This is a genomic window from Oxalicibacterium flavum, assembly GCF_014635065.1.
Classification (GTDB): domain Bacteria; phylum Pseudomonadota; class Gammaproteobacteria; order Burkholderiales; family Burkholderiaceae_D; genus Oxalicibacterium; species Oxalicibacterium flavum.
Map to the genome: position 1 here is coordinate 71,046 of NZ_BMCG01000001.1, position 20,381 is coordinate 91,426.

General features: G+C 61.2%; 19 protein-coding genes and 2 tRNA genes. 11 read left to right on the forward strand and 10 right to left on the reverse strand.

What is annotated here, in order from left to right; all coding sequences use genetic code 11:
- Positions 1-226: 226 nt before the first annotated feature.
- From rluB to IEV38_RS00380, 3 genes are all read right to left on the reverse strand, one after another.
- On the reverse strand, positions 227-1,804 hold the full coding sequence (gene rluB / locus IEV38_RS00370; protein ID WP_188394762.1) for a 23S rRNA pseudouridine(2605) synthase RluB: 1,578 nt from the start codon (positions 1,802-1,804) through the stop codon (positions 227-229).
- On the reverse strand, positions 1,785-2,636 hold the full coding sequence (gene scpB, locus IEV38_RS00375; protein WP_188394197.1) for an SMC-Scp complex subunit ScpB: 852 nt from the start codon (positions 2,634-2,636) through the stop codon (positions 1,785-1,787). Before scpB ends, rluB begins: the two co-directional genes overlap by 20 nt.
- Positions 2,637-2,799: 163 nt before the next feature.
- Positions 2,800-2,876 (reverse strand) — tRNA-Met (locus IEV38_RS00380).
- A 181-nt stretch (positions 2,877-3,057) separates the two neighbouring features.
- Between IEV38_RS00380 and IEV38_RS00385 the strand changes: the two genes are divergently transcribed.
- The 4 genes from IEV38_RS00385 (at position 3,058) to IEV38_RS00400 (ending at position 6,422) form a co-directional block, all read left to right on the forward strand.
- Positions 3,058-3,648 (forward strand): NUDIX hydrolase, encoded by a 591-nt coding sequence (locus IEV38_RS00385; protein ID WP_188394198.1) that lies wholly within the window; start codon positions 3,058-3,060, stop codon positions 3,646-3,648.
- Positions 3,649-3,774: 126 nt separating this feature from the next.
- Complete coding sequence (gene aat, locus IEV38_RS00390) at positions 3,775-4,497, forward strand: leucyl/phenylalanyl-tRNA--protein transferase (protein ID WP_188394199.1); 723 nt, start codon at positions 3,775-3,777, stop codon at positions 4,495-4,497.
- A 55-nt stretch (positions 4,498-4,552) separates the two neighbouring features.
- Entirely contained in the window at positions 4,553-5,284 is a 732-nt protein-coding gene (locus IEV38_RS00395; protein WP_188394200.1) for an arginyltransferase, read from the forward strand.
- A 97-nt stretch (positions 5,285-5,381) separates the two neighbouring features.
- Positions 5,382-6,422, forward strand: a complete 1,041-nt coding sequence (locus tag IEV38_RS00400) for a quinone-dependent dihydroorotate dehydrogenase (RefSeq protein ID WP_188394201.1) — start codon at positions 5,382-5,384, stop codon at positions 6,420-6,422.
- Between the two features lie 87 nt (positions 6,423-6,509).
- Here the strand turns inward: IEV38_RS00400 and clpA are convergent, their stop codons facing one another.
- Together clpA and clpS are read right to left on the reverse strand one after the other, a co-directional pair.
- The gene (clpA, locus tag IEV38_RS00405; protein ID WP_188394202.1) at positions 6,510-8,813 is read right to left on the reverse strand and encodes an ATP-dependent Clp protease ATP-binding subunit ClpA; all 2,304 of its coding nucleotides are present in this window, start codon (positions 8,811-8,813) and stop codon (positions 6,510-6,512) included.
- On the reverse strand, positions 8,810-9,118 hold the full coding sequence (gene clpS, locus IEV38_RS00410) for an ATP-dependent Clp protease adapter ClpS (RefSeq protein WP_188394203.1): 309 nt from the start codon (positions 9,116-9,118) through the stop codon (positions 8,810-8,812). Before clpS ends, clpA begins: the two co-directional genes overlap by 4 nt.
- A gap of 341 nt (positions 9,119-9,459) precedes the next feature.
- Between clpS and cspE the strand changes: the two genes are divergently transcribed.
- The 3 genes from cspE (at position 9,460) to IEV38_RS00425 (ending at position 10,897) form a co-directional block, all read left to right on the forward strand.
- Entirely contained in the window at positions 9,460-9,663 is a 204-nt protein-coding gene (gene cspE, locus IEV38_RS00415; protein ID WP_057292838.1) for a transcription antiterminator/RNA stability regulator CspE, read from the forward strand.
- A gap of 141 nt (positions 9,664-9,804) precedes the next feature.
- A complete protein-coding gene (locus IEV38_RS00420) occupies positions 9,805-10,371 on the forward strand; it encodes a pseudouridine synthase (RefSeq protein WP_188394204.1) in 567 nt (188 codons plus the stop codon).
- 79 nt (positions 10,372-10,450) lie between these two features.
- Positions 10,451-10,897: a DUF192 domain-containing protein gene (locus tag IEV38_RS00425; protein WP_188394205.1), complete on the forward strand. Its 447-nt coding sequence runs from the start codon at positions 10,451-10,453 to the stop codon at positions 10,895-10,897.
- Positions 10,898-10,999: 102 nt separating this feature from the next.
- On the opposite strand, the gene rpsT is transcribed toward IEV38_RS00425, so the two are convergent.
- Complete coding sequence (gene rpsT / locus IEV38_RS00430) at positions 11,000-11,263, reverse strand: 30S ribosomal protein S20 (RefSeq protein ID WP_188394206.1); 264 nt, start codon at positions 11,261-11,263, stop codon at positions 11,000-11,002.
- Between the two features lie 248 nt (positions 11,264-11,511).
- On the opposite strand from rpsT, the gene murJ reads away from it, so the two are divergent.
- A complete protein-coding gene (gene murJ, locus IEV38_RS00435; RefSeq protein WP_188394207.1) occupies positions 11,512-13,062 on the forward strand; it encodes a murein biosynthesis integral membrane protein MurJ in 1,551 nt (516 codons plus the stop codon).
- 53 nt (positions 13,063-13,115) lie between these two features.
- Complete coding sequence (locus IEV38_RS00440; protein WP_188394208.1) at positions 13,116-13,955, forward strand: SirB1 family protein; 840 nt, start codon at positions 13,116-13,118, stop codon at positions 13,953-13,955.
- A 36-nt stretch (positions 13,956-13,991) separates the two neighbouring features.
- On the opposite strand, the gene IEV38_RS00445 is transcribed toward IEV38_RS00440, so the two are convergent.
- Positions 13,992-15,911, reverse strand: a complete 1,920-nt coding sequence (locus tag IEV38_RS00445) for an ATP-binding cassette domain-containing protein (protein ID WP_188394209.1) — start codon at positions 15,909-15,911, stop codon at positions 13,992-13,994.
- A gap of 191 nt (positions 15,912-16,102) precedes the next feature.
- Here IEV38_RS00445 and IEV38_RS00450 point away from each other — a divergent pair.
- Both IEV38_RS00450 and IEV38_RS00455 read left to right on the forward strand, forming a co-directional pair.
- A tRNA-Arg gene (locus IEV38_RS00450) sits at positions 16,103-16,177 on the forward strand.
- A gap of 624 nt (positions 16,178-16,801) precedes the next feature.
- Positions 16,802-17,467 carry a hypothetical protein gene (locus tag IEV38_RS00455; RefSeq protein ID WP_188394210.1) on the forward strand — a complete coding sequence of 222 codons (666 nt, stop codon included), beginning with the start codon at positions 16,802-16,804 and terminating at the stop codon, positions 17,465-17,467.
- A gap of 20 nt (positions 17,468-17,487) precedes the next feature.
- On the opposite strand, the gene IEV38_RS00460 is transcribed toward IEV38_RS00455, so the two are convergent.
- From IEV38_RS00460 to IEV38_RS00470, 3 genes are all read right to left on the reverse strand, one after another.
- Positions 17,488-18,813: a trypsin-like peptidase domain-containing protein gene (locus tag IEV38_RS00460; protein ID WP_188394211.1), complete on the reverse strand. Its 1,326-nt coding sequence runs from the start codon at positions 18,811-18,813 to the stop codon at positions 17,488-17,490.
- A 115-nt stretch (positions 18,814-18,928) separates the two neighbouring features.
- Positions 18,929-19,420 carry a YbaB/EbfC family DNA-binding protein gene (locus IEV38_RS00465; protein WP_188394212.1) on the reverse strand — a complete coding sequence of 164 codons (492 nt, stop codon included), beginning with the start codon at positions 19,418-19,420 and terminating at the stop codon, positions 18,929-18,931.
- Between the two features lie 56 nt (positions 19,421-19,476).
- On the reverse strand, positions 19,477-20,217 hold the full coding sequence (locus IEV38_RS00470; protein ID WP_188394213.1) for a S1 family peptidase: 741 nt from the start codon (positions 20,215-20,217) through the stop codon (positions 19,477-19,479).
- Between the last annotated feature and the right edge of the window lie 164 nt (positions 20,218-20,381).

Sequence of the window (20,381 nt, forward strand, 5' to 3'; positions counted from 1 at the left end):
CTGTATAAATTGCTTAACAAAAAAAAAAATGGGCATGTGCCCATCTTTTTTATCATTCCGACCATCGAATTCAATGCCAAAGATGCAATATCCCGGCACGATGATCCTAGTTAACTGGCGGTATTATAAAGGAAAGCCGCAGCTGCCGCAAGGTTGACGCGCCCGCCAAGCGAGCGCACCGAAACACCACAGAACTGCCTTGCTGCCCAGAGCGGCGCAGCAGTCATCAAATCTTGGAGCGACGACGCGGCCCGTTGCCACGCGGCTGTCCGGGATTGACGCGATTACCGCCACCACCGGCGCGGCGCGGCTGCCCCATGCCAGGAAAACCCAAGGCGGTCTGCAGTGGATCCGGCTGCCGGCTGCGCGCCTGTCCTTGCCCGCCGCGTCCCGCACCCGCCTTGTTGCCGCCAGCACCCGGCGACCTGCCCTGGCCGATATGCTGCCATTGGCTGGGACTCGGGCCGCGCCCGGAATTACCTTCTTCGAAGCGCGGCTGGCGATTGCCATTGCTGCCCCGGCCCGCATTTCCACCTTTGCCCTTGCCTTGAGGAGCTTCACCATTGCCGGTTTTGAGACCGCTCAGCGCCAACAGGCTGCGCACCGCATGCTCGTCCATTTCTTCCCAGCGACCTCGCTTGAGCCCGTGCGGCAGCGTCAGGGAACCATAGCGCGTGCGAATCAGGCGAGAAACGGTCAGTCCCACCGCCTCGAACATGCGGCGCACCTCACGGTTACGGCCTTCGCCGATGGTCACGCGATACCATTTGTTGACACCCTCACCGCCGCCATCGGCAATTTTCGAAAATTGCGCCGGGCCGTCGTCGAGTTCGACTCCGGCCAGCAGTTTCTGGCGCATGCCTTCCTCGAGCTCACCCAGGGTACGCACCGCGTACTCGCGGTCGATGCCATAACGCGGATGCATGAGACGGTTGGCCAGGTCGCCGGAGGTCGTAAACAGCAACAGACCCTCGGTATTGAAATCCAGACGGCCCACGGCCAGCCATTTGGCTGCCTTCATGGTCGGCAACCGGTCGAAAACCGAGGGGCGACCTTCCGGGTCATTCGTGCTGACGATCTCGCCGGCCGGTTTATGGTAAATCAACACGCGTGGCGGCTTCTTGCTGACCTTGCGCTGGATGAGCTTGCCGTTGATGCGAACCTGATCGGTCGGCAGAATGCGCTGGCCGATATGGGCCGGCTCGCCGTTGACGGATACGCGACCGGCGATGATGAGTTCTTCCATGTCGCGGCGCGAACCCAGCCCGGCTTCCGCCAGCACCTTGTGCAATTTGGGCGCATCGTCCTCGGCGGTCAGATCGCGCCGCACGCTTTTCTGCGGCTGACGACGCTTGCCATCGGCCTGCTCATCCGCACCGGCCCAGGCATCGAACGCATCGGAAGTGACAAAGGAAAACACATCGTCCGCGTCGTTGCCCCGGCCTTGCGGCTTCGGCTTGGCTCCCTTGGCGGAACGTGGCCTGGCCGCGCCTTTTTCGCCCGGCTTCTGCTGCTGACGACCGTCGCGCACGGGACGCTTCGCCGCGCCTTCGCTATCCTTTGCAGGACGGGCCGACTCACCGCTCACATCACCCTGCGCCGCATCATCGCTGCGCGCCTGACCGGCACGCAAGGCACGTGCACGACGCATGTTGCGTGGACCGCGCAAGCCGCGCTTTGCCGGCTTGCCCGCGCCCTCCCCGTCGTCAGACGGCGATGACGCATCGCCTGCACGCGTACCATCTGCCGAAGACACGGCGTCTATCGGCGCAAGGGCCGGATCATCATTCTTTGGGTGATTCATCATTCACTTCTGTGTTGGGCTGCGCGGAGATGTCCGCGGTCGTATCGTTTGACTGCCGGGCGGCGATCTCCGCCACGGCATCTTCTTCCTGCGGCGCACCATCTGCAGACTGCACATCCTGCGACGGCATGTCCTGCTCATCGGAAAGCGCAGCGACGATTTCCTCGTCCACCTGCGTTTCTGTCGTTATGCTCGTCGCCTCCGATGCGTCGGCTTGCGCGTCATCAATGTCGAGGCGATCCTGCAATTGGGCTTCGAGGCCCTGGATTTCAAGAAGAGCATCGCCCTGCATGTCGCCGCGCTCCACATCCTGCAACGGCGGCAACTGGTCGAGCGAGGTCAGGCCAAGGTCGTCGAGAAACTGCTTGGTCGTCGCAAACAGCGAAGGACGGCCCGGCACGTCGCGATGACCGATGCTTTCGATCCAGCCACGGTCTTCCAGCATCTTGATCGTCTGCGAATTGACCGTCACGCCGCGAATCTCCTCGATGTCGCCGCGGGTGACCGGCTGGCGATAGGCAATGATGGCCAGCGTTTCCAGCGTGGCGCGCGAGTATTTGGGCGGCTTCTCCGGGTTCAGACGCTCCAAATAGATTTTCATCTCGGGACGACTCTGGAACCGCCAGCCGGTCGACAGGCTGACGACTTCGATCCCCTTGTCCGCCCAGTCTTCCTTGAGTTCATCGAGCATCTGCCGGATTGCCTCGGCACCGATCACTTCTTCCTCTTCGCCGGTTTCGACGTAGAGCTTCTTGATGTCATTGATGGATAGCGGTTCGTGTGCGCACAACAGCGCCGTCTCGAGGACTTTCTTGGCCTCAGCAGTATTCATTGACTGTTTGTTTAAGACTGTATGGTTGCAATCTACGCAGAGCTTTATTCAACGACATCCATCTCGGGATGGTGTCTGGCTAAAGAACCTGTTGATACTGCTTTTCCGGCGCCCGCTGGAGGAAGAAGATTTGCGGGCGGGGATGACAAAGACTTGTGAGACTTGGTTGCGGGGGCAGGATTTGAACCTACGACCTTCGGGTTATGAGCCCGACGAGCTGCCAGACTGCTCCACCCCGCGTCTGAAGATATGAAGTATATCCGAGTTCGTGGATCAGTGCAATGCCAATCTCGATTTCTTTGCCCGGTGATACACTCCACTCGCATGCAATGAAATGCTACGCGCATCGCGACCCGCTCTTTTCGCGATCCGCGCCGTCCCGTTCAACCGACCGATCAACGACTTACCGATTCTGCACTTCATGAATTTCTGTTCCGAATGCGCGCACCCCGTCTCGCTGGCGATCCCGACCGGCGACAACCGCCCTCGCTACGTCTGCAATCATTGCGGCACGATTCACTATCAGAATCCGAAGATGGTGCTGGGCACGATCCCGGTATGGGACGAGGACGGCGACATGCGCATCATGCTGTGCAAGCGTGCCATCGAACCGCGCCACGGACTGTGGACGTTGCCGGCCGGGTTCATGGAGAACAACGAGACGACCGCAGAAGCGGCGATGCGCGAGACCGTGGAAGAAGCCGGCGCCAACATCGAGGTGCATGAACTGTTCTCGCTGCTGAACGTGCCGCACGTGCACCAAGTCCACATGTTCTACCGTGCCACGCTGCTCGACCTCGACTATGCGGCCGGCATCGAGACGCTGGAAGTGGAGATGTTCGCCGCCGACGAGATCCCCTGGGAACAGATCGCCTTCCAGACCGTAAGTCACACGCTGCGGTTCTTTCTCGAGGATCACGCCGCGCGCAGCAATGGCAATGGTGGCTACGGCTTTCATACGATGGATATTCTCAAACCCCGGCCGGCACTCGTTGCCGCCGATGCGGGTTGAGCAAAGAGCCCATTTCGTATCCGGCATTCATCCGACGCTCTTCCGTCCCATGGTCATCGACAGCATCGCATTCGACAAACCTGCAGCCGCGTCGCCCCACCATTCCGCATCGCACGGAGCCTGCGCATGATCCCCTGGCTCGAAGCAGGCGATCCGTTTCCCGATGTCTCGACCGCGCTGACCGAAGCGGATGGCGCGGGCGGGCTGCTGGCAGCCGGCGCCGACCTGTCGCCGGCGCGCCTGCTGATGGCGTACCGGCAAGGCATCTTTCCGTGGTTTTCGGACGGCCAGCCCATCCTGTGGTGGAGCACCGATCCGCGCATGGTGCTGTTCCCCGAGCATTTCCACATGTCGGCCAGCCTGCGCAAGACACTGAAAAAGGTCGAACGCAGCCGGATCGAAGGCGGCGCCTGGAATATCCGCTTCGACAGCGCCTTCGAGGACGTCATGCGTGCCTGCGCCGCACCGCGCAAGGGGGAAGCCGGCACCTGGATTTCGGATGAGATCATTGCCGGCTACACCGGCCTGCATCGCGACGGACACGCGCACTCGGCCGAAGTCTGGCATGACGGCCGGCTCGTCGGCGGCGCCTACGGCGTCTGCATCGGCCGCATGTTCTACGGCGAATCGATGTTCTCGCGCGTCAGCGACGCGTCCAAGATCGCACTGGCCTATCTGGTGGCGTTTCTCAAGACGCGGGGTGTTTCGATGATAGACTGCCAGCAGCAGACCGGACATCTGGCCTCGCTGGGCGCCATTCCGATGCCGCGGCAGGAATTCATCTCGCGGTTGCGGTTGGCGATCGATGCACCGCAGATTGCGGACTGGCAACCGGTTCCGCCCGTCTGAACATCGGCCACCTCGCTGGCCGTCCTCGTCGTCACATTTGTCCCGCAGAGCAACCATGACGCATCCAAAGGAATTACCGTTCTCGACGCTGCAGTTCTATGCCACGGCACCCTATCCATGCAGCTATCTGGAAGACCGCCAGGCGCGTTCGCAAGTTGCCACGCCCTCGCACCTGATTAATGCGGCCGTCTATGCGGAACTGGTCAAGAATGGCTTCCGCCGCAGCGGCATCTTCACCTATCGACCATACTGCGACGGCTGCCATGCCTGCACGCCGGTCAGGGTCAAGGTCAATGAATTCCATCCCAATCGCAGTCAGCGCCGGGCTGCCGCACGGCATGCCGAATTGCGGACCTCGGTCACCAAACTCAGCTACCTGTCCGAACATTACGACCTGTATCTGCGTTATCAGGCCCGACGTCATGCAGGTGGCGGCATGGACCAGGACAGCCGCGACCAGTACGCGCAATTCCTGCTGCAGAGCAAGGTCAACACGCGCCTGGTCGAGTTTCGCGATCCCGACCAGACGCTGCGCATGGTCAGCATCATCGACGTGCTGGAAGACGGCCTGTCCTCCGTCTATACCTTCTACGATCCCGATCAGCCGAATGCCTCCTACGGCACCTACAACGTGCTGTGGCAGATCGAACAGGCGCGCCAGCTCGACATGCCGTTCGTCTATCTCGGCTACTGGATCAGGGAGAGCCCCAAGATGTCGTACAAGACCAATTTCCAGCCGCTGGAAGGACTGCTCAACGGCGAGTGGGCACTTCTCTCCGTGCCCTGACGAGCGGCTGTCACTGGTCATTCCAGCGCGTTAAAATAGCGCTTCTCTCCTGTCGCGGCGGCAGTCCGTGCCGACCGTCGCTCAACCAGATTTCATCGTGTCCGAAAAACTTCTCTACAGCCTTGCGCGCCCCTTCCTGTTCGCCATCGATCCCGAGGCGGCACACAACCTCACGCTGCCGGCCCTGCGTTGCGCCAGCAAATGGGGCCTGACCTCATCCTTCGTCAAGCCGGACGACGATCCGCGCAGCGTGATGGGCATCACCTTTCCCAATCCGGTCGGACTCGCGGCCGGGCTCGACAAGGATGGCGCCTACATCGATGGTTTGGCAACGCTCGGCTTCGGCTTCATCGAGGTCGGTACCGTCACGCCGCGCGCCCAGCCCGGCAATCCGATGCCGCGCATGTTCCGCCTGCCGCAGGCGCAAGCCATCATCAACCGCATGGGATTCAACAACCGCGGCGTCGATGCCTTCGTCGCCAATGTGCAGGCGTCGCGCTTCTACCAGAACAAGGAAGGCGTACTGGGTCTGAACATCGGCAAGAATGCCGACACGCCGATCGAACGTGCCGTTGATGATTATCTGATCTGCCTGAAGAAGGTCTATCCGTACGCCAGCTACGTCACCGTCAACATCTCGTCGCCCAACACCAAGAACCTGCGCCAGTTACAGGGCGCATCCGAACTCGACGCCCTGCTCTCGCAGTTGAAGGATGCGCAGCAACGGCTGGCGGACGAACACCAGCGCTACGTGCCGATCGCGCTCAAGATCGCGCCCGACATGGATAGCGAGCAGATCAGCGCGGTCGCCCAGGCGCTGCTGCGCCACCGCATCGACGGCGTGATCGCCACCAACACCACCATCAGCCGCGAGGCCGTGAAGAACCTCAAGCATGCCGAGGAAGCCGGCGGCCTGTCCGGTGCGCCGGTATTCGAGGCATCGAACGCGGTCATCCGCGCACTGAAGAACGAACTGGGCGATGCCATTCCCATCATCGGCGTCGGCGGCATCCTGTCGGCTGCCGATGCGCAGGCCAAGATCGATGCCGGCGCCTCGCTGGTGCAGCTCTACACCGGCCTGATCTACCAGGGGCCGGCGCTGGTGCGCGAGTGCGCCGCGGCGCTGCACCGGAAATAGCCACCTAGCCCCCAGCTCTTTTTCAAACGTCCAAACAAAAAGCCCAAACCGAAGTTTGGGCTTTTTTCATTGTGCCGACGGCACCGATCATTCGACCTCGATGGTCTCCGGCGTGGCAGCCGGCGGTGCGGTGTCGCCTTCCGAGAAGTCCAGCTTGATCTGGTCGTTGTCGTCCAGATCGACCGTGACCTTGCCGCCTGCGACCAGCCTGCCGAACAGCAGTTCGTCGGCCAGCGCCTTGCGGATCATGTCCTGGATCAGGCGCGACATCGGACGTGCTCCCATCAATGGATCGAAGCCCTTGCGGCCCAGGAACTTGCGCAGCTTGTCGCTGAACACGGCCTCGACCTTCTTCTCGTGCAGTTGCTCTTCGAGCTGCATCAAGAACTTGTCGACCACGCGCAGGATGATTTCCTCGTCAAGCGCGCGGAAACTGATGATCGCGTCCAGACGGTTGCGGAATTCCGGCGTGAAGGTGCGCTTGATGTCTTCCATCTCGTCGCCAGTTTCCTTCTTCTCGGTGAAACCGATGGTGCGCTTCTGCAGGCTTTCGGCACCCGCATTGGTGGTCATGATGATGATCACATTGCGGAAGTCCGCCTTACGGCCGTTGTTGTCGGTCAGCGTGCCATGGTCCATCACCTGCAACAGGATGTTGAAGATGTCCGGATGCGCCTTCTCGATCTCATCGAGCAGCAGCACGGCGTGCGGCTTCTTCGTGATCGCCTCGGTCAGCAGGCCGCCCTGGTCGAAGCCGACATAGCCCGGCGGCGCACCGATCAGGCGGCTCACCGCATGGCGCTCCATGTATTCCGACATGTCGAAACGGATCAGGTCGATACCGAGCAGGAAAGCGAGCTGCTTGGCCGCCTCGGTCTTGCCAACGCCGGTCGGACCGGAGAACAGGAAGGAACCGATCGGCTTGTCGCCCTTGCCGAGACCGGCACGCGCGACCTTGATTGCCGAGCCAAGCGCTTCCAGCGCCGGGTCCTGGCCGAACACGACAGCCTTCAGATCGCGGTCGATAGTCTGCAGCTTGCTGCGGTCGTCCTGGTTGACGGTCTGCGGCGGGATGCGCGCGATCTTGGAGATGATGTCCTCGATCTCGGTCTTGCCGATGGTCTTTTTCTGCTTGGACTTCGGCAGGATGCGCTGCGCAGCACCGGCTTCGTCGATCACATCGATCGCCTTGTCAGGCAGATGACGGTCGTTGATGAAGCGCGCGGACAGCTCGGCGGCCGAGGTCAGCGCCGATGCCGAATACTTGACGCCGTGGTGCTCCTCGAAGCGCGACTTCAGGCCGCGCAGGATCTGCACGGTCTGCTCGACGCTGGGTTCATTGACGTCGATCTTCTGGAAACGACGCGACAGCGCGTGGTCCTTCTCGAACACGCCGCGGAATTCCGTGAACGTGGTGGCGCCGATGCACTTGAGCTGACCGTTCGACAGCGCGGGCTTGAGCAGATTGGACGCATCCAGCGTGCCGCCCGATGCCGAGCCGGCACCGATGATCGTATGGATCTCGTCGATGAACAGGATGCCGTTCGGATTGTCCTTGAGCTGCTTGAGCACCGCCTTCAGACGCTGCTCGAAATCACCGCGGTACTTGGTACCAGCCAGCAGCGCACCCATGTCGAGCGAATAGACGACCGAATTCTGCAGCACGTCGGGCACGTCGCCCTGCGTGATGCGCCATGCAAGTCCTTCGGCGATCGCGGTCTTGCCGACACCGGCCTCGCCGACCAGCAGCGGGTTGTTCTTGCGGCGACGCACCAGCGTCTGGATCACGCGTTCGACTTCACCTTCGCGACCGATCAGCGGATCGATCTTGCCTTCGGCCGCCATCTTGTTCAGGTTCTGCGTGTATTGGTCAAGCGCGCTTTCCTTGGTCTGCGCGTCGTTTGCCGGCGCATCTTCCACACCCTCGGCGGATTTCTGCGCGTCGGCCTGCTGGTCCTTGCGCACGCCGTGCGAAATGAAGTTGACCACGTCCAGGCGCGTCACGCCCTGCTGGTGCAGGTAATAGACGGCATGCGAGTCCTTCTCGCCGAAGATCGCCACCAGCACGTTGGCGCCGGTCACTTCCTTCTTGCCGTTGGAAGCCGACTGCACGTGCATGATCGCGCGCTGGATCACGCGCTGGAAACCGAGCGTGGGCTGGGTGTCAACCTCGGCCGCGCCGGGCACGGTCGGCGTGTTGTCGGCGATGAAGTTGGACAGCGTCTTGCGCAGATCCTCGATGTTGACGGCGCAAGCACGCAGTACCTCGGCCGCGGACGGATTGTCCAGCAGCGCGAGCAGCAGATGCTCCACCGTGATGAACTCATGGCGCGCCTGTCTTGCCTCGACAAACGCCATGTGCAAACTGACTTCCAATTCCTGCGCAATCATACTTCCTCCATCACGCACTGCAGGGGATGCCCTGCTTTTCTGGCGTGGTTCAATACCAGTTCAACCTTCGTGGACGCTATATCCTTGGGATACACGCCACACACACCCTTGCCGTCGCGGTGAACCATGAGCATGATTTGCGTCGCATTCTCACGATCTTTACTGAAGTATTCCTGAAGAATCATCACGACGAATTCCATCGGCGTGTAGTCATCGTTCAGCAATAACACCTGATACATCGACGGCGGCTTGAGCTTCTGCTCTTGCCGCATAAGGACCGTACCATCGTCATGCTTAATTGCCATAGTTCTATTCTAAACCGTTCGTGGAGCGCACAACATGCCCGGTCGAACGGCTGAATCAAATGATCCCATCTTACGCGTTTTCTTACAGGGATGCAGATGACGCTGATCACCCCAAAATCAAGGGAGCGGACCCCGATTTTCGAAGGTCGCCAAACCTTGCAAAAAACGCCATCAAATTCCTTGACTTTTATTTTTTTTACGTAAAGAATGAATCTTATTGACATACGTAACTAAATCAATTTGTCAATATGGAGTGAGCAGTTTTTAGGAGGGGCAGCGTTAGGCGAGGCTTCTTTCTTTTGCGGCTCGTGTGATTAAGTCTAAATTAGAAAGACGCTTTTATGGCAACAGGTACCGTCAAGTGGTTCAACGACTCCAAGGGCTTCGGTTTCATCACCCCGGATGACGGCGGCGAGGATTTGTTCGCACACTTCTCCGCGATCCAGATGAACGGCTTCAAGACTCTCAAAGAAGGTCAAAAAGTCTCGTTCGAAGTCACGCAAGGTCCGAAAGGCAAGCAAGCTTCCAACATTCAGGCACCTTGATTCGTTGAAGGCTTTTCGAAAAACCCGCCCAGGCGGGTTTTTTTACGTCTGCCGCAATCTCTCGAGCGGCTTTTTATTCCATCTGCCGGCTCCCATCCCTTATCATCCACGCTGACTCATTCGCAGCATAACGCTCTCCCCATGCCGCTCATCCTGTTCAACAAACCGTTCCAGGTCATGTGCCAGTTTTCGGCCCATGCGACCCGACCGACCCTGGCCGATCATCTGGACATTCCCGGCATCTATCCTGCCGGACGGCTCGACGCCGACAGCGAAGGCCTGTTGCTGCTGACCGATGACGGTGCATTGCAGCATGCGATCAGCCATCCGGATCACAAGCAGCCCAAGACCTACCTGGTACAAGTGGAAGGCGTACCCGACACTGCCGCGCTGGAACGACTGCGCGCGCCGCTCGATCTTGGCGACTTCATCACGTCTCCTTGCGATGCCAAACGGGTACAGGAACCGGACTGGCTCTGGCCGCGCAATCCGCCGATCCGCGAACGTCAGCATGTGCCGACCAGTTGGCTGACGATTACCCTGACCGAAGGCAAGAATCGGCAGGTCAGGCGCATGACGGGCAAGGTTGGCTTTCCTACCCTGCGCCTGGTCCGCATCGCGATCGGTCCCGTTTCGCTGCAGACACATCCGCTGTGGCCAGGCGAATGGCGCGAACTGTCCATCGCCGATCTTGGCCTGGCAAAATAGCTGCGCCTTCCCGCAGGCAACCGTCCCTGCCCTTTTCCTTTACACTCGCTGCTTGTCTGTTTTCTTGCAAATCGAATCCATGAACAAGTTTCTGGCCACCTGCGCCGGCGCCATTGCCGCACTGTCTTCCTGCCTCGCATGGGCCGCCGAACCGGCGCGTCTGCCCGTCATTTCGCTGACGGCGGGGATGCATGTCATCAAGGCGGAAGTGGCCGCCACCGACGCGCAGCGCAATCAGGGCCTGATGTTCCGGGAAAGCCTGGGACCGAACGAAGGGATGGTGTTCCTGTTCCATGCGCCGGCCGGCGTCTGCATGTGGATGAAGAATACGCTGCTGCCGCTGTCGGTCGCCTTCATCGGCCGCGATGGGCGCATCGTCAATATCGAGGACATGAAGCCGCAAAGCCTGGATTCGCATTGCGCCAAGGAACCCGTGTATTACGCGCTGGAAATGGAAAAAGGCTGGTTCAAGCAGCGCAACATCAAACCGGGCACGCGCATCGGCGGCCTGCCTGAGTCGAAATAATGGCGGAATAACGGAAGCTTCCGCCGAAAACAAAAAAACCCGCATGAGAACATGCGGGTTTTTATTGTTCTGCGACCATGCCGGCCGCAGGAAATCCGAAGATCAGGCCAGCGCCTTAAGGGCGGCTGCCAGACGGCTCTTGTGACGAGCTGCCTTGTTCTTGTGGATGATTTTCTTGTCAGCGATGCTGTCGATCGTCGAAACCGAAGCCAGGAAGGTCTTGGCAGCAACATCCTTGTCGCCAGCTGCGATTGCCTTGCGAACAGCCTTGACTGCGGTACGGAAAGCCGAACGCTGTGCGGAGTTGTGAGCGTTTTGCTTGACTGCTTGACGAGCGCGCTTGCGTGCTTGTGCGGTATTTGCCATGAAAGTAATTTCCTAAGACTTGGTCAACGCGCATTCGCAAACGCGCAGTGGTGAGACAGAATTCTGTGAAGCATCGGATTATAGCCACATTTTGCCGTTCGGGCAAATCGATCCGTTCTTTTTCATCCCGGTTTGTTGCGGCCATGCAGAAAAAAGGATTTCCGCCCAAGAAAAAATGATCAATTGAATAATATTTTTTGGCACTCTCGCCTCCCGACCAACTGCTGCCACCGTTATAATGCCGCTCCATGAATCTGCATAAAACGCTGGCGGCGGTCTCCGGCATGACAATGGTTTCGCGTGTCACGGGACTGGTCCGCGAGATTCTGTTTGCACGCGCGTTCGGTGCGTCGGCCTATACCGATGCCTTCAACATCGCCTTTCGCATTCCCAATCTGCTGCGTCGCCTGTTTGCCGAGGGCGCCTTTTCCCAGGCCTTCGTGCCGATCCTGGCCGAATACAAGAGCCAGAAAGGCGAGGAAGCGACCAAGAGCCTGATCGACCATGCCGCCACGGTCCTGATGTGGACCATGCTGCTGACCTGCGTGCTCGGCATCATTGGCGCGCCGCTGATCATCTTCGGCATCGCCACCGGTCTCAAGGCCGATCCGACCGCCTTCGACGCCTCGGTCTGGATGACGCGACTGATGTTTCCGTACATCGGCTTCATGGCCTTCGTCGCGCTCAGCGGCGGCATTCTCAATACCTGGCGCGAGTTCAAGATTCCGGCCTTCACGCCTGTCCTGCTGAACCTGTCGTTCATCTTCGCCGCGCTGCTGGTCGCGCCGCAGCTCAAGCAACCCATCTATGCAATGGCGTTCGCCGTGCTGTTCGGCGGCCTGCTGCAGGCCGCGATCCAGATCCCGGCGCTGATGAAGATCGGCATGCTGCCACGGCTCGCGATGAATCCCTTTCGCGCCCTCGGTGACGCCGGCGTACGCAAGATATTGAGCAAGATGGGGCCGGCCGTATTCGCCGTGTCGGCCGCGCAGATCAGCCTGATGATCAATACCAACATCGCCTCGCGCCTGCAAAGCGGCAGCGTGTCGTGGCTGTCCTACGCCGACCGCCTGATGGAGTTTCCGACCGCCCTGCTGGGCGTGGCGCTCGGGACGATTCTTTTGCCAAGCCTGTCGAAGGCGAACTTCGACGGCGATACGGCCGAATATTCGGCGCTGCTCGACTGGGGCCTGCGCCTGACCTTCCTGCTGGCGCTGCCCTGCGCGGTCGGACTCGCCACGCTGTCGGAACCGCTGACGGCAACCCTTTTCCATTACGGCAAGTTCGACGCCGCCTCCGTTTCCATGACCGCCAAGGCGCTGGTGGCCTATGGCGTCGGCCTGATCGGACTGATCCTGGTCAAGATTCTGGCGCCCGGATTCTATGCACAGCAGAACATCAAGACGCCGGTCCGGATCGCGGTCGGCGTACTGATCGCCACACAGTTGATGAACCTGCTGTTCGTGCCGAAGTTCGCACATGCCGGGCTGGCACTGTCGATCGGACTCGGCGCCTGCATCAATGCCGCGCTGCTCTACTGGGGGCTGCGCCATCGCGGCATCTACACGGCGCTGCCGGGCTGGAGCATGTTCTTCGTCCGTCTGGCCGGCGCGCTGTGCCTGATGGGCGGGGTGGCGCTGTGGGTGGCAAGCCACTTCGACTGGGTGGCGCTCGGTGCCGCTCCGTTCCAGCGTGTGGTGGCACTGCTAGCGGTATTGGCTGCGTGCGGCGTTGCCTACTTCGGCGCGCTGCTGGCGATGGGATTCCGCTTCCGCGACTTCAAGCGCATTGCACGCTGATCCGCCGCACAATTCCACCTGCACGATGAAGCCATCCTCGTTATGATGGAGGCATGGCGAATCCCTCTCTCGATTATTTCGCGGCACTGGTACAGGAAGACGACATCATTCCCCTGTTCGAGGCCGCAGCAGCGATTGCCCAGGATGTGGAGCCGGAACTCGATCTGGTGGCAGTTCAACTGGAACTCGATGCCTTCGCCGCCCGCCTGAAGCAACGCCTGCCGGACGATGCCTCGCATCTGCAGAAGCTGCGGATGCTGAATCATTATTTCTACAACGATCTGGGATTCAGCGGCAACGTCAACGACTACTACAATCCGGACAACAGCTATCTGCATCGCGTCATGAGTTCGCGGCGCGGCATTCCGATCTCGCTGGCGGTGATCTACATGGAGCTGGCACAGCAGGTCGGACTGCACGTGCAGGGCATTTCCTTCCCCGGTCATTTCCTGATGAAGCTCACCATTCCCGCCGGCCAGGTCGTGCTCGACCCGTTCAACGGCACCAGCCTGTCGCGCGAGGAGCTCGAAGAGCGCGTGCAGCCCTACATCATGCAGCAGGATTTTCCGGACGACTTTCAGTTGAACGCCTATCTGGCAGCAGCCAGCTCGCGCGACATCCTGGTACGCATGCTGCGCAACCTCAAGGCACTGTTCATGCAAAAGGAAAGCTGGCAGCGACTGCTGCAGGTGCAGGAACGGCTGGTGGTCCTGCTGCCGCGCGACATCACCGAACGACGCGATCGCGGGCTGGCATTCGCGCATCTCGATTGTCCGCAGGCAGCGCTGCAGGACCTCGAGGCCTACATCGAACAACGGCCGTATGCGATGGACACCGCCGCACTGCGCGCCCGCCTGCCCGAACTGCGCGAAGCCGGCCGACGGCTGAACTGATTCACCGCAGCAGCGACCGATACGGCGGCGCCGGCATCAAGCGTTGGCACGCGCCTCGATCGCCTCCCACTTCTCGAGCGCTTCCAGCAGCAGGCCGTCGATTTCCTCGAAACGCCGGTTGAGTTTTTTTACTTCGTCCGGCTGCTGCGCATACAGAGTCGGATCGGCAAGCCTGTCGGTGATCGTCTTCTGTTCTTCTTCCAGTTGCGCAATCAATGCGGGCAGCGTTTCCAATTCGCGCTGCTCCTTGTAGCTGAGCTTTTTCTTCGGCACCGCCGGGGGCGCTGCCGGAGCCGGCACCTCTTTCGTCTCAGCCCTGGTATCTGCCTTGGCTGCGGGCTTCTGCGCCGTTGCCGTCGCGCTCGGACGGGTGCGCTCCCAGTCGCTGTAGCCGCCCACATACTCGCGCCACAGGCCGTCACCTTCGGCCGCGATGACCTGCGTCACGACATTGTCGAGGAAGGTGCGGTCGTGACTGACCAGGAAGACCGTGCCCGTGTAATCCTCGAGCAGTTCTTCCAACAGCTCCAGCGTATCGATGTCGAGATCGTTGGTCGGCTCGTCGAGCACCAGCACGTTGGCGGGCTTGGCGAACAGCCGCGCCAGCAACAAGCGGTTGCGTTCGCCACCCGACAGCGACTTGACCGGCGAACGCGCGCGTTCCGGCGCGAACAGGAAATCGCCGAGGTAGGACATCACATGCTTGCGCTGGCCGTTGACCTCGACCCAGTCGCTGCCGGGCGCGATGGTATCGGCCAAGCTCGCCTCCTCGTTCAGTTGCGCGCGCATCTGGTCAAAGTAGGCGATCTGCAGCTTGGTACCCTGCTTGACGGTGCCGCTGTCCGGCGTCTCCTCGCCGAGGATCATTTTCAGCAAGGTGGTCTTGCCGGCACCGTTGGGCCCGATCAGGCCGATCTTGTCGCCGCGCAGAATGGTCGCAGTGAATCTGTCCACGATGCGCTTGTCGCCATACGACTTGCTGACGTTTTCCAGATCGGCGACGATCTTGCCCGAACGTTCGCCCGCGCCGACCTCCAGCTTGACCTGGCCTTGCTGCTCGCGACGCGCGCTGCGCTCGAGCCGCAATGCCTCCAGACGGCGCACCCGGCCTTCGTCGCGCGTGCGGCGCGCCTGCACGCCCTTGCGGATCCATACTTCTTCCTGCGCGAGAAACTTGTCGAACTTGGCGTTCTCGACTTCCTCGTTTTCCAGCAGTTCGGCCTTGCGCGTCTGGTAGGTGCTGAAATTGCCGGGAAAGGACAGCAGGCGGCCGCGGTCGAGTTCGATGATGCGCGTGGCCACGTTGTCGAGAAAGCGGCGGTCGTGGGTGATGAACAGCACGCTGCCCTTGAAGTCGCGCAGCAGACCTTCCAGCCAGAGAATCGAGGAAAAATCCAGATGGTTGGTCGGTTCGTCGAGCAGCAGCACATCCGGCGCGCTGACCAGCCCGCATGCCAGCGCCACGCGCTTCTGCATGCCGCCCGACAGTTGCTTCATTAGGGCGTCACCCGTCAGGTTCAGCCGGTCGAGCGTGGCTTCCACCTTGTTCTTGAGATTCCACGCATCGGCCGCATCGAGCCGCGTCTGGATTTCGTGCATGCGCTCCATGAGCGCTTCGTCATCGTCGCCGCCGAACTGGCCGGTCAATGCATCGTATTCGTTCAGCAGCGACTGCATGTCGCCCATGCCGGACGCCACGGCATCGAACACCGACATCTCTGGCGAAAACTGCGGCTCCTGCTCCACATACGCGATCTTGATGCCTTGCTGCATCACCAGCAGACCGTCGTCCAGACGCGAGCGTCCCGCGATGATCTTCAGCAGCGACGACTTGCCGGTACCGTTGCGGCCGATCAGGCCGACGCGCTCTCCGGATTCGAGCGAGAACTCCGCATGATCGAGCAAGGGAACGTGACCGAACGCGAGCTGCGCGTCCGAAAGGGAAATGACTGCCATAAAACCGAACCTGTCAGGCCCGCGTGCCGAAATGCAGGGGCCACATAAGAATGTGATCAATGAAAAACGCGGCCGGTCGCCGCGCCAGAACCCGCATTGTACCGACTGCCCGCATCTTCCTGTCATGCGGCAATGCGGCGTCGGCTATAATCTCGTTCGGAAACAGGCCCACACGGCTGTTCTTCGCGCGTCTCGCCGTAGTTCAATGGATAGAACGAGCGCCTCCTAAGCGCTAGATACAGGTTCGATTCCTGTCGGCGGGACCATCAAGCGATCCACGCACTTCCAAAATCATCTAAAAACCCGCGTTATTCCTAGAGAATTCGCGGTTTTTTTATTTTTTAGTCCCCTGCAGCGCACGGCGAAAGCCACTTGCCCCGCGCATACCTTCTGGCATGAGTCTCCGCCGCATTGCATTGCCGCGCTCGCCGGCCTGCCGGCAGCAAGGCTGGCAGCGACATGACAAGGGGAAGAAACAAGTCTGCAAGGTGGGCACACCATTCCGAAAGCTCGCATGGTGGCACCGCAATATGACCACCCTGTTACATCGGCATGCCCGTGCCTAGCAACTATCCGGATTGACCGCGCCTCTGTGTCGGGGCCATGAAAATCACGCTCGGATACTCAGGCTGCGCTTTCGCACTTGTCCAGGCACCCGATTACAGAATCGAATCAAGCCATGCTCCTGGACATCAATGTCATCCGCCACGACCTGCCGGGCATGCCTGTGGATGTGCCGTCGGGACGCTGCATGGCAGCCATTCCTGCCGAGGGTCCGCATGAAGCGCGGCACGACCTGCCGACTTTTGCGACGGTATGCCTAAAACATTGCGGTCCGGGGCGTCGTCAAACGTCTTATTCATGGAACCCGTTTTCAAGGAGCAAAGGCCATGCAAAAACGCAATCGGAGAGATGTCAGCCTACCGGCTGATGTGCCGCTCCTGAAAATCTTTTTCGGCCTGGCCGCCATCCTCCTGCGCCAGGCCAGCACCCGCACCGTGGACTTCGTACTCGACAATTCCTGCCTATCACGCCCCCCTGTATCGGGGCGCGCGGCGCAGTGGCGCTCGCCGTGGCATCTTCGCCAACTGCTGTCGTGGTTCATCGGCACCGCCAGCGCACCGACCTTCCTGCTGGTCGGCGCGCTGCTGGCGATCGATCCGCACAGCGACCATCCGCTGTTCTGGTGGTCGCTTCCAGCCATCGTCGCTATCGGCCATGCGGTCGCGATCCTGCGGATCAACCAATTGCACCACCGCAAGCCGTTCACCGAGCGCCGCGTCTTGGCGCGCCACCATGTCGCTATTGATGCCGGTGTAATCAGTGCGCTGTTTCTGCTAGCCGGCATGGTTTCCGGTTTTCTGCCGGATGTCGCGATTCCGATGGCAAAGACGGTCGACGGCACGCTGTCGCCGCTGGCCTTGACAGGATGGAGCGCGCTCATGGCACTGACGTTCGCCATGCTATCGTGCGCGCACGCCGGCGCATTGCATGCGCAGCTCTGTTTCGAAGAGGGAATGGACTCGGCGCGTGACGGACAGCGCATGGGTTCCTAAGGCAGGCGATGCGCCGGCTTCTACTCGGCGACGTCGCCGTCGGACTGCGGCAGCTCGATCGGAATGAACAGGCGCGCGGAACCGCGCTGCACCAGTAGCGCCACCGCGCCCTCTGCGTTCCCGACCTCTTCCAGCAGTGCTGGAATACCGGCCACCGGATGCCCGTTAACCGCCAGCACGATATCGCCGACCTTGACGCCAGCCCGGGACACGGCCGCACTGACCCGCTGCACCAGCAGGCCGCCGTCGATGCGTAGCACCTGCTGTTCCTGCACCAGCAGCGGCCGCACCACCAGCCCCAGCGGCCCGGGCATTTCCGACCGCGCCTGACGGGCCGGCAATGAAGGCAGATCGAAGCGGTCCGGCACTACCTGAAGCACCTGCTGCGTGCGGTCGCGCCAAATCAGGAACGGCGCCGGCTGGCCCGGCGTCAGGCCCGCGATATGGATCAGCGCATCGGCCGACTGCACCACGTCGCGGGTGCCGATTCTCATGATGACATCGCCCGAACGGATGCCGGCCCGGTCGGCGGCGCCTCCCTTCTCGACATAGCCGATCAACGCCCCCTGCGGTCGTGGCAACTGGAACGACTGCGCCAGCGCCTGTCCCACTTCCTGCACGGAGATGCCGATCCTTCCACGCGTCACCATGCCCTTCGTCTGAAGTTGCCGCTTGATGTCCATCGCGACGTCGATCGGAATCGCGAATGACAATCCCTGATAGCCACCGCTGTTGCTGTAGATGCGTGCATTGATGCCGATCACCTCGCCGTTCAGGTTGAACAGCGGTCCGCCCGAGTTGCCGGGATTGACAGGCACGTCCGTCTGCAAGAACGGCATGTATTCCGCGCCAGGCAGAATCCGACGCTTGGCGCTGACGATGCCCGCCGTCGCCGAATTGCTGAAGCCGTAGGGCGAGCCGATCGCCAGTGCCCAGTCACCCACTTCTGTGCGTTCCGGATCGCCGATGCGCACCGTCGGCAGGCCGCGGGCCTCGATCTTGAGCAACGCCACATCGGCCACGCTGTCCGTGCCGATCAATTGTGCCCTGAACTCACGCCGGTCCGTCAGCTTGACGATGATCTGGCTGCCGCGCGCGACCACGTGCGCATTGGTCAGGATGAACCCGTCCTCGCTGACGATGAATCCCGAACCGAGGCTGCCGTCGTCGGTGCCGCCCTGCGGCGGGAAGCCGTGCGGTCGCGTTGCCGATGCCTCGCGCGCAACGCCGATATTGACAACCGCCGGACCGTAGGTACGCGCCATCGCAGAAAAATCCGGTACGCTCCACAGCACGCCGCGCTGGGTCGCAGCGCATCCCGTCACACCCACTGCCATACTCGCCATGGTCAGTGCCAACAGGCCGCAAACCAGAACCCGGCGACCTGCGCCGTTCCGCGCAGCCGCATGCCGTGCCGGTACAGACAGCGGACGTTTCATCGTCATCGGCGAAGTGCGTGCATCACGACGATGTCACCATCTTCAGCGACAGTTGCAGCACCATCGGCAGGCGCATGTCGGGCGGCGGAGGTTCGGATAGTGGCTGCGCAGTCATGATGCTGCGCAGATCGGCATCGGCCTGGTTCTGTCCCAAGGACGCGAACTCCATTCGCCCCACGCGGCCGTTCGGCTCGACCCAGACTCGCACCACCAGCGAGGTCGGCACCGGCGGCCCATCCTGAAGCAGACGTTCCTGCATCCACGCATGCAGGCGCTGAACCGACTCGTCATCCGGGTTGCCGAGCCACGCTTCGAACTGATTGCTCGCCATCTGCGCGTAACTGATCCAGTGCTGCGGCACCGGTTGCGCGGCAGGCGCCTGTGCCTGTGCCGGCGAAGAGGAAACACTCAGGCCGAGGCCGACGATCCCCAGCATCCGGAGGGCGCGATTGCCCAGGCGCCTGGTCCAGGAGAGCGGTGCGGCAGTGGAAGGGTTTTCATTGTTTTTGCGCATGGAATGTCCGTCACGATAGGGATTAAGTCTGTTGATCGAGTCGCCAGGAAACAAGGTCAGCCGCACACGATGCCAGCCGATAGCGTGGCTGCGCGGCTTGCCGGGGATTGATGCGGTCCGAGCTGGGGCTGGTCGCTGACCGCAAAGGGAATCGCATACGCATCGAGAAACTGCCGGATCTGCGCCACGCCGACCGCACGCACCGCGGTCGAGCCTGCGGCACCGAGCTTCGTGGTGCTCTTGCTCAAGGTCGTGATCGGCGCGTTGTAGCCCGTAAGCCCGACCGGCACGCGCTCCACCACCATGCCCAGCAACAGTCCTGCGCTGCCCAGCACGCCGCTGCCGCTTGCGCCCTGCCTGGCGCCGGACAGCAATTGCAAGCCATCCCGCCCCGCAATGGTGACGGCATTGCTCAGCAGCGCGTGCCGTTCCGACAAACGCTGCAGCACGGCATGGGCCTCGGCAAAGACCGTCTGGCCGCCATGCGTGGCCGGGTCCGTCAGGGGCAGCGTGGCGCTCAGATACGGTTTTAGCGTGGTGGACAAGACCGCCAGGTCCAGGCTGGCGTCGATGGCACGCACGCTTGCCTGCACCACCTGGCCATCCTTGAGGACGTACACCGTCCCGCATCGCTCGACCGCATGCGCGGCCGTCAGCACGTCGCCCTGCCGATTGAGAAACACGCCGCTGGCATGGGCATCGATCGCCAATGCCCTTGCAGAAGATACATTCGCCTGCGCGCTCGCCGGCGACACATCAGCCATCAACATGCAGGCCATCAGCATGCCTGTCGTCATGCATGCCTTGTCCGCATACCGGCCGTACCGACCGATTCTTTCCACTTTTCCGCTCCCTTGTTCCTTCGTGTCATGGTCGTTCCGACGCCCGCGCAGAAACGGCCATGACTACTAGACGGAATAGAAGCGGCAAAACCGCAATTTGTCATCAAACCGTCATTAAA